The organism is Bradyrhizobium sp. USDA 4503, from assembly GCF_054055815.1.
This window is the reverse complement of sequence record NZ_JBSRXS010000001.1, coordinates 1,445,708-1,456,950: the sequence shown is the minus strand read 5'-3', so window position 1 is coordinate 1,456,950 and position 11,243 is coordinate 1,445,708. Positions and strand designations below refer to the sequence as shown.

General features: G+C 64.5%; 17 protein-coding genes. 12 read left to right on the top strand and 5 right to left on the bottom strand.

The window, feature by feature from the left end:
- Window position 1 precedes the first annotated feature (1 nt).
- The 9 genes from ACVMIH_RS07025 to ACVMIH_RS06985 all read left to right on the top strand — a co-directional run bounded on the left by ACVMIH_RS07025 (window position 2) and on the right by ACVMIH_RS06985 (window position 4,923).
- A complete protein-coding gene (locus ACVMIH_RS07025; RefSeq protein WP_028331978.1) occupies window positions 2–202 on the top strand; it encodes a hypothetical protein in 201 nt (66 codons plus the stop codon).
- Between the two features lie 359 nt (window positions 203–561).
- Window positions 562–816, top strand: coding sequence for a hypothetical protein (locus ACVMIH_RS07020; protein ID WP_456861064.1), 255 nt, complete (start codon window positions 562–564; stop codon window positions 814–816).
- A 241-nt stretch (window positions 817–1,057) separates the two neighbouring features.
- Window positions 1,058–1,906 carry a hypothetical protein gene (locus tag ACVMIH_RS07015; protein ID WP_057018650.1) on the top strand — a complete coding sequence of 283 codons (849 nt, stop codon included), beginning with the start codon at window positions 1,058–1,060 and terminating at the stop codon, window positions 1,904–1,906.
- 33 nt (window positions 1,907–1,939) lie between these two features.
- Entirely contained in the window at window positions 1,940–2,161 is a 222-nt protein-coding gene (locus ACVMIH_RS07010) for a hypothetical protein (protein ID WP_050385371.1), read from the top strand.
- A 4-nt stretch (window positions 2,162–2,165) separates the two neighbouring features.
- On the top strand, window positions 2,166–2,609 hold the full coding sequence (locus tag ACVMIH_RS07005; protein ID WP_283061427.1) for a hypothetical protein: 444 nt from the start codon (window positions 2,166–2,168) through the stop codon (window positions 2,607–2,609).
- 96 nt (window positions 2,610–2,705) lie between these two features.
- Window positions 2,706–3,218: a hypothetical protein gene (locus ACVMIH_RS07000; protein WP_057018651.1), complete on the top strand. Its 513-nt coding sequence runs from the start codon at window positions 2,706–2,708 to the stop codon at window positions 3,216–3,218.
- Between the two features lie 2 nt (window positions 3,219–3,220).
- Window positions 3,221–4,306: a YihY/virulence factor BrkB family protein gene (locus ACVMIH_RS06995; protein WP_456861061.1), complete on the top strand. Its 1,086-nt coding sequence runs from the start codon at window positions 3,221–3,223 to the stop codon at window positions 4,304–4,306.
- A 32-nt stretch (window positions 4,307–4,338) separates the two neighbouring features.
- On the top strand, window positions 4,339–4,584 hold the full coding sequence (locus ACVMIH_RS06990) for a hypothetical protein (protein WP_456861059.1): 246 nt from the start codon (window positions 4,339–4,341) through the stop codon (window positions 4,582–4,584).
- Between the two features lie 9 nt (window positions 4,585–4,593).
- On the top strand, window positions 4,594–4,923 hold the full coding sequence (locus ACVMIH_RS06985) for a four-helix bundle copper-binding protein (RefSeq protein ID WP_028331985.1): 330 nt from the start codon (window positions 4,594–4,596) through the stop codon (window positions 4,921–4,923).
- 190 nt (window positions 4,924–5,113) lie between these two features.
- Here the strand turns inward: ACVMIH_RS06985 and ACVMIH_RS06980 are convergent, their stop codons facing one another.
- The 5 genes from ACVMIH_RS06980 to ACVMIH_RS06960 form a co-directional block, all read right to left on the bottom strand.
- The gene (locus ACVMIH_RS06980; protein ID WP_456861057.1) at window positions 5,114–5,530 is read right to left on the bottom strand and encodes a CBS domain-containing protein; all 417 of its coding nucleotides are present in this window, start codon (window positions 5,528–5,530) and stop codon (window positions 5,114–5,116) included.
- A 128-nt stretch (window positions 5,531–5,658) separates the two neighbouring features.
- Entirely contained in the window at window positions 5,659–5,877 is a 219-nt protein-coding gene (locus ACVMIH_RS06975) for a hypothetical protein (RefSeq protein ID WP_057018655.1), read from the bottom strand.
- Window positions 5,878–5,898: 21 nt separating this feature from the next.
- Window positions 5,899–6,651, bottom strand: a complete 753-nt coding sequence (locus ACVMIH_RS06970; RefSeq protein WP_057018656.1) for a DUF72 domain-containing protein — start codon at window positions 6,649–6,651, stop codon at window positions 5,899–5,901.
- A gap of 33 nt (window positions 6,652–6,684) precedes the next feature.
- Window positions 6,685–7,932: a DUF763 domain-containing protein gene (locus tag ACVMIH_RS06965; protein ID WP_456784966.1), complete on the bottom strand. Its 1,248-nt coding sequence runs from the start codon at window positions 7,930–7,932 to the stop codon at window positions 6,685–6,687.
- Window positions 7,933–8,019: 87 nt separating this feature from the next.
- Window positions 8,020–8,508 carry a YciE/YciF ferroxidase family protein gene (locus tag ACVMIH_RS06960; RefSeq protein WP_456861055.1) on the bottom strand — a complete coding sequence of 163 codons (489 nt, stop codon included), beginning with the start codon at window positions 8,506–8,508 and terminating at the stop codon, window positions 8,020–8,022.
- Window positions 8,509–8,746: 238 nt separating this feature from the next.
- On the opposite strand from ACVMIH_RS06960, the gene ACVMIH_RS06955 reads away from it, so the two are divergent.
- The 3 genes from ACVMIH_RS06955 to ACVMIH_RS06945 all read left to right on the top strand — a co-directional run bounded on the left by ACVMIH_RS06955 (window position 8,747) and on the right by ACVMIH_RS06945 (window position 11,240).
- Window positions 8,747–8,950, top strand: coding sequence for a CsbD family protein (locus ACVMIH_RS06955; RefSeq protein WP_028331989.1), 204 nt, complete (start codon window positions 8,747–8,749; stop codon window positions 8,948–8,950).
- Window positions 8,951–9,051: 101 nt separating this feature from the next.
- Window positions 9,052–9,660, top strand: a complete 609-nt coding sequence (locus tag ACVMIH_RS06950) for a cysteine hydrolase family protein (RefSeq protein ID WP_082653898.1) — start codon at window positions 9,052–9,054, stop codon at window positions 9,658–9,660.
- A 560-nt stretch (window positions 9,661–10,220) separates the two neighbouring features.
- Window positions 10,221–11,240: a TRAP transporter substrate-binding protein gene (locus tag ACVMIH_RS06945; RefSeq protein WP_018271684.1), complete on the top strand. Its 1,020-nt coding sequence runs from the start codon at window positions 10,221–10,223 to the stop codon at window positions 11,238–11,240.
- Window positions 11,241–11,243 lie beyond the last annotated feature (3 nt).

Below are 11,243 nucleotides of genomic sequence, written 5' to 3'. Positions count from 1 at the left end.
CATGCTCGATGGAGAGACGGCCGCAGTGCTTCGCGCGGTGCTCGACGAGGTCTGCGGAGGCGTGCCGCGTTCGGATACGACAAAGCGGACCAACGTCGCCTCTGGATTGCTGCAGGCCATTCGCGAGGGACGCTCGTCAATCGATGAGCTGCGCATCGCAGGCCAGGCCGCGCTGCGCACCGCCCCGAGCATGTGGCGCTAGGCGGTCTGATCGGGCAATCGCAGCGGCACGATTGTGCGTCGCACATTTGCAGACGTTAGTGCCGGAACTGATTGCGACGCGCATGCTCTCGCGAGCTGACGCGCCGACCGGCCGTCAGCGCTAACCAGGAGAACCCCGCTACGACCCCAGCTCTCCACCCCTGAGCTGGGGTCACTTGTGTCGAACAGGGAGTGGAGCCACAGCGATCGAGCAGAGCTCGTCGAGGGCTCCTCGATCTCGTCCTCCGGTCACGTCCAGCCGCCATGATGGTGAAGGAACGTTCAGGAAAGTTCCGATCCTGTTCCTGCAACATGCGCGGACGCAGGTCGTTATCACGGCGTACTAGAAAGGAGGATGCCATGACGAAGCTTACTTACGCTCTTGCCGCGGCTGCGGCACTCTCGATAGCGGCACCGACCGTTGCGAGCGCGCAGGGTGTGGGCATCTATGTCGGCCGCGACCACGGCTACTACGGCGAGCGATATTATGGTGGTCCGCGCGTCGACGTATACCGGCATGACCGGGGCTGGCACCACGGCTGGTACAACCATCATCGCGACTACTACCGCGACCGCGGCTTCGTGATCCGTGGTCATGACTGGGACGACGACTAACGGTGTTGGTCGCACGTCGCGATCAGCAGCGACGACCAATGAGGGCCTCGCTTCGGCGGGGCCCTTTTTATTGGCCTGCCGCATCGCGCCGGTTCGTCGGCGTAGGAACCTTGGCTTCTCCACCAGATTGTCAGGACGGGAAGGACGGAGGAGGTTTTCATGAACCAGTTGATTTATCTGGTCGGACTGATCGTGGTCATTTTGGCGATATTGTCGTTCTTCGGGCTGCGGTAGGCGCGTCATGGATAACGAGCGAGGGCTTGCCGTGTCCGCCGCCAACAGGACCGGGCTTCGGCTGCAATGGAGTCCGGTCGTCGCCGGCGCGCTGGCCGCGGCGGCGCTGTCGGTGATTTTGATCGGCTTCGGAGCGGCGGTCGGATTGGGCGTGAGTTCAAGCTCGCCGTCATGGCGCGACGCATCAGCCGCGCTCGCGTTGCTGTCGGGGCTGTATCTGATCCTGCAGGCATTGGTGAGCTTCGGCGTCGGCGGCTACATCGCCGGCCGGGCCCAGCGCGTGATCGGCGCGACGCCATCCGACGAGATCGACAGCCGCGACGGGCTTCACGGCCTGACCGCCTGGGCGCTCGCCGTCATCCTCGGTGCTACGATCGTCGCGTTGGTTGGCCTGTCAACCGCGCGTCCGGTGGTTCAGAACCGGCCATCTGCGACGGCCGCGGAGCCGCTGCTGAGCGCCGAGCTCGACCGCCTGTACCGGTCAGTGCGGCGTCCGGCCAATCTCGATATCGGCTATGAGCGGGCAGAGGCCGGTCGCATCCTGCTGACGAGCTCCAGCCGCAGTGGCGTCAGCTCCGACGATCGCAGCTATCTGATCCAGCAGGTGGCGGCCGCGACCGGTCTGCCTGCTGCGGAGGCGGAGAAGCGCGTCGACAGCGTGATGGGCGATGCCAGGACCGCCATCCAGCGGTCGCGGCGCAGCGCGGTGATTTTGGCGTTCTCGGTTGCGGCGGCACTGCTGTTCGGTGCGGTCGCCGCGTGGGCCGCGGCCGGCGCGGGCGGCCGTCACCGCGACGGCGCCGCGGTGCCGGAGTGGATGGGCGGCAGGCCGACGACGGCCGTGCCGATTGTCTGATGCAGTTGTGAATGTCCTTCAAAGGAGACGATGATGGCAACGATCTTGGTGATGGATCACTCCGGCGACACGCGGCAGCAGTTCGATCCCGACAACAGTGAGCAGCTGGCCTGGGCGAATGCTCGCTTCACCCAGCTCACGTCGGATGGCTACACCGCCGCAATCCGGCAAGCGACCGGAGAGGCGAAGTTGGTCCGCGCGCTCGATCCGACCGCCGAGGAAACCCTGTTCTATCCGAGGCTGGTCGGCGGCTGACGCCATGCTCGCCCGTCTGCGCGAGATGTCCCTGCGGTCCGTGCTCCGGCGCGCCGCCAGCACGCTGGGTGCGACGCTGGCCGCGATCTGGGATCGCTGGCAGGCCTATGAGCGAATTGAGGCGCGCGGACTTGCGCTGCTGTCCGCGTGGCTGTCACCCGAGCAGCGGGCGCAGTTCGAAAAGTACAAGCGCTTCGACGTCATCGGCTCGGAGTCCGGCAAGCGATACCGGATTTGCTACGGCACCTCGACCAACGTCTATGAGATGGACGGCGGTGACCGCATCGTGCTGGGCTGGTGCTTCCGGCCCGTCGGCGCGCTGGCGGCGGGCGACGTGATGCTGGCCCAGAAGATCGCGCTCGAAACCGACGAGCGCGGGACGCTCTTGGTCGCGAAGCCATTCCCGAGCTCCATGCCACCACGCACAAATCTTCCTCCGGTCAGTTAGCGCTCGGTCCGCGCTGTCCCGCATGGCGCGAACTGTTGCGCGTTGCCGGGGGAGGAACGTCGATCTTCCCGCCGGGTTGTCGGATGCCGACTTGCAATGGACCTCGTCATGCGCGTCAACACGTCATCTTCGCTGAGCCTGATCTTCCGCTCCTACCTTGCGGACTTGCGACAATGGATGACGCGCCTCGTGACCGGCTACGCGTTTGCATGCAGCTTCATGCTGGCGGGTGCGGTCTCGCTTCTGATCGGGATTGGGATCGGGGTTGGCGCGGCTTTCCACGCCCTTGAAGTGCATTACGGCATCTGGATCGCATATGCCGCGATCGGGGGCGCCTTTGTCCTCCTCGGGATCCTGGGGCTGATCATGGGCCGCGTGCTGCTCGCGCGTCCTGTGCCGGCCGTGCCGCGCCCGGGCCGACAGGCCGACATGCTCAAGCGGGTGATCGCAGTGCCCGTCGCCGCGCGGCTGATCGCCACCACGCGGTCGGGAGCAGGGGCGAGCGTAGATCCCACCACCCGCGCACTGGCCGCCGGGGCTGCAATCATGCTTGTCGGCTGGTTTGCTGCATCGCGCGCCCGGCGTCAGCGCGACGCGATCCAGGACTAGCGATGGCTACGCTGCGCAATTGGCCGAACGACCTGATGCTCGCCGGTGCAACGGCACTGGCGACGTTGGCGATCGCTCGCCAGCTGTCCCGATCGGAGCAGCCGTCCGCTCGGGAGCAGGGCGTCGAACCCGCGCTGGCCGAAACGCAAGATCGTGGACGGCTCGCCGACACGCCGCTCGAGATTCCGACTGCCGGCTGGAAGGACATTCTGCTGCGCACCTATCAGCAGATCGAAGAGGACCGTCTGCTGGCAACCGCGGCCGGCGTCGTGTTCTATGGCCTGCTCGCGATCTTCCCGGCGATCACCGCGCTGGTCTCGAGCTACGGCCTGTTCGCCGATCCGTCCACGATCTCATCGAACCTGCAGAGCCTGGCGCTGATGCTGCCGGAAGGCTCGTTTGCGATCGTCCAGGACCAGATCGCGCGCGTGCTCGCGAAGGGGACCTCGGCGCTCGGCCTGACCTTTGCCGCCGGCCTGCTGATCGCGATCTGGAGCGCCAATGCCGGCATGAAGGCGATCTTCGATGCGCTCAACGTCGTCTATGACGAGAAGGAAAAGCGCAGCTTCGTCAAACTGAATCTGATGTCCCTCTCGTTCACGATCGCCGGGCTGATTTCCATCATGCTGATGGTCGGAGCGGTGGTCGTCGTCCCGCTTCTGCTACAGCAGGTCGGACTGGGCACGACGGCCGAGCTCGTCATCCGGTTCGGACGGTGGCCGATCCTGGTGCTCCTGCTCCTCACCGCGCTCGCGGTGCTGTACCGCTATGGTCCGAGCCGAACCAGGCCGCGCTGGCAGTGGCTCAGCGTCGGCGCCGTCGCAGCGGCCGTGCTGTGGCTGGCCGGTTCGGTGCTGCTCTCCTGGTATCTGGCGAACTTCGGCGATTACAACGCGACCTATGGCTCGCTGGGGGCGGCCATCGGTCTGATGACGTGGATGTGGATGTCCGCCATCATCGTGCTGTGCGGGGCAGAGCTGAATTCAGAGATCGAGCATCAGACCAAGCTCGATTCGACCGAGGGCCGCCGCAAGCCGCTCGGAGCGCGTGGCGCAACCATGGCCGACACGGTCGGCAGGGCGTCTTAGCCGGCGCAGACCCCGCAGCAGCGCAGCCGGCAATGAGCATAGGAACCAACGGCATGACCCGCGCTTATGCCAAAATGGTTGAGATCAACGTGCTGGAAAAACCGATCGAGCGGATCAAGCAAACCTGCGAGCTGATGGGCATCGCGGACAGGTTCGACCGCGCGCTTCCCGAACTCGAGACCTTCCTCGAAGCCGAGATCGCGCAGGGCGAAGTCCGCGAGTCGAAGCTGACCCTTGATGGACTCTGCTACCTGCGCCAGCTGCTGGCGCAGGCGTGAGGTATCGACATGGCATTCTCTGAGGAAATGAACCGGTGCGTCGAGACCTGTCTGTCCTGCTACAGGACCTGCCTGGGCACGGCCATGAACCATTGTCTCGTCACCGGCGGCAAGCATGTCGAGCCGGCGCATTTCCGATTGATGATGGCTTGTGCGGAAATGTGCCGGACGGCGGCCCATTTCATGCTGATCAACACCCCGCACCACAAGCACACCTGCCGGGAATGCGCGGAGATCTGTGGTGAATGCGCTGAGGATTGCGAGCGCGTCGGCGGCATGGACGAATGCGTGGCGATGTGCCGTGCCTGCGCGGAATCCTGCCGCAAGATGGCGGCCTGACGGCGCGAGTTCCCCGTTCGGTCAGTCGGAGCTGACGTAGTGGGCGCGCCAGAGCAGCGCCGTGACGATCAGGGCGATGACCCCGGCGGCAATCACGATCCAAGGTACATAGTCGGCCATTGGCACACCTGACGCTCCGCTTCGCGAACCGGGCCTTTGCGAGCCAGCCGCGAAGCGGAGCCATGTAAGTCTAGAGTTGCGCGTGTTGGGTGGTCGGGCGTGAGATCTGGCTGAGCGCCATGCCCGGGATCAGGGCGATATCCCCGAGGGCGATGATTCCGACCAGTCGCTTGTCCCGGCTCAGCACCGGCAGGCGCCGAACCTGGATCGCACCCATGTTCTGCGCGATGTCGTCGAGCTCCTGATCCTCGAAACAATACTTCACCTCGGCCGTCATGACGTCGCCGACCCGCGAGTCGGGGCCGCGACCCATTCCGATGCCGCGAAGCGCGATGTCGCGGTCCGTGATCATGCCGACCAGGCGCTCGCTATCGGTAACCGGCAGCAGGCCAACGCCAAGCGCTGCCATCGCTTCTGCAGCATCGCGGAGCGTATCGTCGGGGGTGCACAGCTGGACGTCAGGTGTCATCGCGTCGCAAACCTTCATGATAGCCTCTCCATTTGGCTGGTTGCGTCAACGGCCTAACGATGCCGCCCGGAACGGCGTTCCTAACAAGGCGAGGCGGATGGCAATGTTGGTCCAGGTCGGATGAAGCGGCATGTCCCGGCCTGTGCCTAGGCTACGCCGGGATAGGTCGCCGACTTCAGCAGGCGTGCAAGATGTGCCGCGTTGGCCGCAAGCATGGCGGTGGTCTGCACAGTCTTGTCGTAGGGCTTTTTGAGGTCCTTGTAGTGGGTCGGGGAGGGATCCTTGCCCCGCTTCAGCGTGTAGTTCAGCGCAATGGCTTTCAACGATCGGATGGCATCGCGTCGGCTCGTCTCTTTGGCAGCCATGCAGGCTGGAACCGTTCGTTCCTATTGCGAACGCCGCCGAGGAACGGTGGCGCCGAGCAGCGCGCAAAGCCGTTTGGCATCCGCCGGCGCTGCGCTCTTCTGGTCGTTGTCGAAATAGACATAGATGTCGCATCCCTGCCGCTTCCAGCCGCGGATGCGTTTGGCCCAGTCGGAAAGCTCGGCCGGCTTGTAGTGCCCGCGATATCGGCCGCCCGGGCCGTGGCCGCGGACGTAGACGAAATCCGCGGTCCGTTTCCACGGCGCCGGCGCGTCGTGGTGATCGGAGATGCAGAGCGCGATATTGCGATCCGCCAGCAGCTTCAGGATATGCGGCTCGTACCAGCTGGAGTGGCGGAATTCGAACGCATAGCGCCGCCGCCGCTTCAACAGCTTCAGGAACGAGGCTAGCCGATCGGCATCGATCGTGAAGTTCGGCGGCAGCTGAAACAGGACCGGGCCGGCCTTGTTGCGCAGCAACGACAGACGCTCTTCCAGCAATTGGAGACTGTTGACCGAGTTCGCGGAGAGGCGCTTCCAGTGCGTGATGAATTTCGACGCCTTCCAGGCGAAGACGAAATCCGCATCGGTCGCATCGCGCCAGCCTGTCACCGCCTGTTCGGTCGGCGTGCGGTAGAAGACGCCGTTCAGCTCAGTCGTCGGAAACTGCGTCGCGTAGTAGTCGAGTTGCCGCTTGAGCGGCAAGCCCCTGGGAAAGAACGGACCGCGCCAGGACGAATAGTGCCAGCCGGAGGTGCCAATCAATACGCGCGCCATGCGATGGTCCAAGCGGTGGATCAAGCCTTCGCTTTAAGGCTTGGTGATCCCGTCGCGCTCGGCAAGGTCGGCTTCCCAGCCGAACACCGAGCGGCCGTCGAGCGCAGGAGAACGGGCCCGCTCGTTCGCGACAAACGCCTCGAAGGAGGGGCCGGTGGCGGTTCGTTCCAATCTGCGGGCCTGATCGTCGAGCCGCTTCAGGGCCTGCATCTCCTCATCGCGGCCGAGCTTTGCCTGCTGCACGGCCGACTTCAGCACGCGGATGGTCTCGTCATAGACCTTGATCGGCACCGGGAAGGGATGACGGTCCTTGCCGCCATGGGCGAGCGAGAAGCGCGCCGGATCGCGGAAGCGGTAGGGCGTCCCGTGAACGACCTCGGCGACCATCGCGAGCGACTGCACCGTGCGGGCGCCGACGCCGGGCGTCAGCAGCAGCTCGGGAAAATCCAGCGGCCCGCGATCGGCAGCCGCGGCCAAGGTGCCGTGCAGGCGGCGCACGAACACGTCGCTCGAGCGCACGTCGTGATGCGTGGGCATGATCAGGTGCAGGAGATCCGGTTGCGCGGTCGCGCTCTGCGTCAGCTCGGCATATTCGCGCGTGATGCCGTCCGGCCCAAGCGCAGCGAGCAGATCGAGCTGCGCCTGGCGTGAGCTTTCGGCGCGGTGATCGGTGAGATTGACGATCTCGCCCTGCGCCGGGCCGTCGATCGCGCTGTGCGGCTCGTCGACGAAGCTGCGCAGGCCCTCGGAGTGCCAGTGATAGCGGCGGGCCTGCCGCTTGTCGCCGTTCATGCCTTGCTGGACGACGGTCCATTTGCCGTCGTCGGTGACGAAGAAGCCATGCAGGTAGAGCTCGAATCCGTCCTGCACCGCGGCGCTGTCGACCTTGGCCACCAGCCGGCTCGCGCGGGTCAGGGCGGCACCGTCGAATCCGACGCGGTCGCCGAGGGCGGACAGTTCATCGGGCGTGCGGCGCGAATGCTTGCCGCGCCCGCCGCAGACATGGATTCCGAGCTCGCCTTGCAGCGGCGCCAGACCTCGCTTCAGCGCACCGATGACGCTGGTGGTGATGCCGGACGAGTGCCAGTCCATGCCCATCACGGCGCCGAACGACTGGAACCAGAATGGATGCGACAGTCGCTGCAAAAAGGCATCGCGGCCGTAATGGTGGACGACGGCCTGGGTGATGATGCCACCCAGCGTCGCCATGCGCGCCGCCAGCCATGGCGGCACGCGGCCGCCATGGAGCGGAAGATCGGCGCTGCCGGTGCGTCGGGCCATCGGGCTCCCGGATGCTGAATCGGCGTCCAATCTACCAGCAAATGCGAGCATGTGTACAAAGCGGACGTCGCTTCATCGCGCGTCTCGTCAGGCGGCTTCGGCGTTGATGCCGCTGACGGCAAGCTTGGTGAGCGCTTCATCCGTCTTCTTTTCCTCAGCCAGGGTCTGGTCGATGAGCTTGACCGCATCCTTCATGCTGAGCCGGTTCGCCCAGGCTTTCAGGGTGCCGTAGCGGGCGATCTCGTAATGCTCGACCGCCTGGGCTGCCGAGAGCAGGCCCGCGTCGAGCGCCGGCGTGTCGGCATACTCCTCCATGATCTCCTTGCCCTCGTCGATGATCCCCTCGATGGCGTCGCACTTCTTGCCGCGCGCCGGCTTACCCATCAGGTCGAAGATCTGCTCGAGCCGCTCGATCTGTCCTTCGGTCTCGACATGATGCTTCTCGAACGCCGCACGCAGATCGTCTGAATCGGCGGCCTTGGCCATCCGCGGCAACGCCTTCAGTATCTGCTTTTCCGCGTAATAAATGTCCTTGAGGGTATCGAGGAAGAGGGCGCTGAGATCCTTGTCCGGCATTGGTCGCTCCGTGTGTTGGGTGAATAGTCCGGAGTGCCAACACGAGTGCGGAAAGCAAGTTCCTATCCTTGATCGATGCGTGGCAAAGCGCCTCGTCGGCCGTCGCACATTCGAGCGGGTCACGATGGAGCTTGGTCGGATTGCGAAGTCTGGATTGCGAAGTCTTGCCGCAACGTGCCTTCGGAACGAAGCCTCGGCCGGCCCGTTGGTCGGTCTCATCGTTCAAGGGAGAACCGCAATGGATTGGAATCGTGTCGAAGGCAACTGGAAGCAGGTCAAGGGCAAGGTCAAGGAGCAGTGGGGCAAGCTCACCGATGACGATCTCGATGTGATCGACGGCAAGCAGGACCAGCTCGAGGGCCGTCTGCAGCAGCGCTACGGCTATGCCAAGGATCAAGCCGCCAAGGAAGTGAACGACTGGTACGGCCGCCAGAAATGGTGAACGGGACCGCGTTCCGGGCCCCGCTTCGGCGGGGCCTTTCGCGGCCTGGGCGGCTGAGCTTGCGTGTGACGGCATCCGGTCGGCGCGCGCAGGAGTGAGCGATGGGACAGCTTCTGAGCCCGCCAGGTCCGCGCGCGGCGCACCTTTGCATCGATATGCAGCGGCTGTTCGAGCCCGGAGCGCCCTGGGCGACGCCCTGGATGGACCGCGTGTTGCCGCGCATCATCGAGCTGGCGCGGCATGCGCCTGAACGTACCGTGTTCACCCGCTTCATTCCGCCGCGCTCGAAGCACGACGCGCGAGGGATTTGGCGGGCTTATTATGAGAAATGGGAATGCGTGACCCGCGAGCGGCTCGATCCGGAGTTGATCGAGCTCGTGCCGGCGCTCGCCGCCTGTGTGCCGCCGGCCGCCATCATCGACCGGCCGATCTACAACGCGTTCGGCAACGGGCGCCTGCAAGCTCATCTGGATGCGCATGGGATCGATACGGTGATCGTGTCGGGCGGCGAGACCGACGTGTGCGTGCTCGCCACCGTGCTGGCCGCGATCGATATCGGCTACCGGGTGATCGTGGCCGAGGACGCCCTGTGCAGCTCTTCCGATCAAAGCCATGACGCGCTGCTGCAGCTCTATGCCGAACGCTTCAGCATCCAGATCGAGGTGGCATCCACGGCCGATATCCTCCGGATGTGGACCCTCGACGACTGAAGCGACAGCGGGCCGAAACGAGGTACCGGTATCAGGGCAATCGGAGCAGCGGTGCAATACCTGCTTCCTGGGGCTGAGCTGACGCTGGCGATGCGTAGCTGCGAGGCAGGCGTGCCTGGCTGATACGGCTCATCGCTCAACCGCTGGAAGGTAGGACTGGGCCGTCGATCTGTCAGACGGAGCCAAGGTTCCTGATTCTCGGCGTCGCGGCGAAGGTGAGCGGAGCAAGCTGCCGGCGATCGTAGTCACGCCATATCCGTAATTCGCATAAGGTATATTATGGAATATTTATATCTACAATTAGATCAGATATTTAGTGGGAAATCTTCGCACTGGTCCGCAAGTTGGCGCGCGTGATGGTGTGTCCCGAACTGCCGCCTAGCCGGTGCTGGTGCCGCAGCGATGCACGCGCGCGCATCTCGTCTGAAAGCCGATATTGCCGCCGCGTACGGACGCTGCAATAAGCCCCAGCTGTGCAGAGATCGCTGGTGACCCCGCGGCATCAGGTCCGTATAGGATGGCATCTCAGAACAACAACAAGCCTCTTGAGGGAGCAACCAATGAGCTTTTCACGACGCACGCTGCTGAAGGTTTCCGCCGCTTCCGCCGTCCTCGGCGGGATCGGCGCGCCCTATGTCGCGCGCGCCCAGTCGGCCGAATTCTCTTACAAGTTCGCCAACAATCTGCCGGAGTCGCATCCGTTCGTGGCGCGCGCCCGGGAGATGGCCGCGGCGATCAAGACCGAGACCAACGGCCGGTTTGACCTGCAGGTGTTCCCGAACAGCCAGCTCGGTTCCGATACCGACATGCTGAGCCAGGTGCGCTCCGGCGGCGTCGAGTTCTTCACGCTGTCCGGCCTGATCCTGGCAACCCTGGTGCCGGCCGCCTCGATCAACGGCATCGGCTTCGCATTCCCGGACTATCCCACGGTCTGGAAGGCCATGGACGGCGAGCTCGGCGCCTATGTGCGCGGCGAGATCAACAAGGCCGGCCTCGAGGTCATGGAGAAGATCTGGGACAACGGCTTCCGGCAGACCACGTCGTCGACCAAGCCGATCACCGGTCCCGACGACCTCAAGGGCTTCAAGATCCGCGTGCCGGTGTCGCCGCTATGGACCTCGATGTTCAAGGCGTTCGATGCATCGCCCGCCTCGATCAATTTCAGCGAGGTCTATTCGGCGCTGCAGACCAAGATCGTCGAAGGCCAGGAAAACCCGCTGGCGCTGATCTCGGCGGCGAAGCTCTACGAGGTGCAGAAATACTGCTCGATGACCAACCACATGTGGGACGGCTTCTGGTTCCTGATGAACCGCCGGGCCTGGGCGGCGCTGCCGGACGACATTAAGACCATCGTCGCCAAGAACGTCAACGCGGCGGCCGTCAAGGAGCGTGAGGATACCGAGAAGCTGAACGCCACCGTGAAGCAGGAGCTCACGGGCAAGGGGCTCGTCTTCAACCAGCCCGAGGTCGGGCCGTTCCGCGACAAGCTCCGCGCCGCCGGCTTCTACGCCGAGTGGAAGGGCAAGTACGGCGAGAAGGCCTGGGATCTGCTCGAGAAGTCCGTCGGCAAACTGTCCTGATCG

Bases quoted from the DNA above. Each gene is read 5' to 3' on its own strand.
- ACVMIH_RS07025 (WP_028331978.1), top strand. From the start codon at position 2: ATGCTCGATGGAGAGACGGCCGCAGTGCTTCGCGCGGTGCTCGACGAG.
- ACVMIH_RS07020 (WP_456861064.1), top strand. From the start codon at position 562: ATGACGAAGCTTACTTACGCTCTTGCCGCGGCTGCGGCACTCTCGATA.
- ACVMIH_RS07015 (WP_057018650.1), top strand. From the start codon at position 1,058: ATGGATAACGAGCGAGGGCTTGCCGTGTCCGCCGCCAACAGGACCGGG.
- ACVMIH_RS07010 (WP_050385371.1), top strand. From the start codon at position 1,940: ATGGCAACGATCTTGGTGATGGATCACTCCGGCGACACGCGGCAGCAG.
- ACVMIH_RS07005 (WP_283061427.1), top strand. From the start codon at position 2,166: ATGCTCGCCCGTCTGCGCGAGATGTCCCTGCGGTCCGTGCTCCGGCGC.
- ACVMIH_RS07000 (WP_057018651.1), top strand. From the start codon at position 2,706: ATGGACCTCGTCATGCGCGTCAACACGTCATCTTCGCTGAGCCTGATC.
- ACVMIH_RS06995 (WP_456861061.1), top strand. From the start codon at position 3,221: ATGGCTACGCTGCGCAATTGGCCGAACGACCTGATGCTCGCCGGTGCA.
- ACVMIH_RS06990 (WP_456861059.1), top strand. From the start codon at position 4,339: ATGAGCATAGGAACCAACGGCATGACCCGCGCTTATGCCAAAATGGTT.
- ACVMIH_RS06985 (WP_028331985.1), top strand. From the start codon at position 4,594: ATGGCATTCTCTGAGGAAATGAACCGGTGCGTCGAGACCTGTCTGTCC.
- ACVMIH_RS06980 (WP_456861057.1), bottom strand. From the start codon at position 5,530: ATGAAGGTTTGCGACGCGATGACACCTGACGTCCAGCTGTGCACCCCC.
- ACVMIH_RS06975 (WP_057018655.1), bottom strand. From the start codon at position 5,877: ATGGCTGCCAAAGAGACGAGCCGACGCGATGCCATCCGATCGTTGAAA.
- ACVMIH_RS06970 (WP_057018656.1), bottom strand. From the start codon at position 6,651: ATGGCGCGCGTATTGATTGGCACCTCCGGCTGGCACTATTCGTCCTGG.
- ACVMIH_RS06965 (WP_456784966.1), bottom strand. From the start codon at position 7,932: ATGGCCCGACGCACCGGCAGCGCCGATCTTCCGCTCCATGGCGGCCGC.
- ACVMIH_RS06960 (WP_456861055.1), bottom strand. From the start codon at position 8,508: ATGCCGGACAAGGATCTCAGCGCCCTCTTCCTCGATACCCTCAAGGAC.
- ACVMIH_RS06955 (WP_028331989.1), top strand. From the start codon at position 8,747: ATGGATTGGAATCGTGTCGAAGGCAACTGGAAGCAGGTCAAGGGCAAG.
- ACVMIH_RS06950 (WP_082653898.1), top strand. From the start codon at position 9,052: ATGGGACAGCTTCTGAGCCCGCCAGGTCCGCGCGCGGCGCACCTTTGC.
- ACVMIH_RS06945 (WP_018271684.1), top strand. From the start codon at position 10,221: ATGAGCTTTTCACGACGCACGCTGCTGAAGGTTTCCGCCGCTTCCGCC.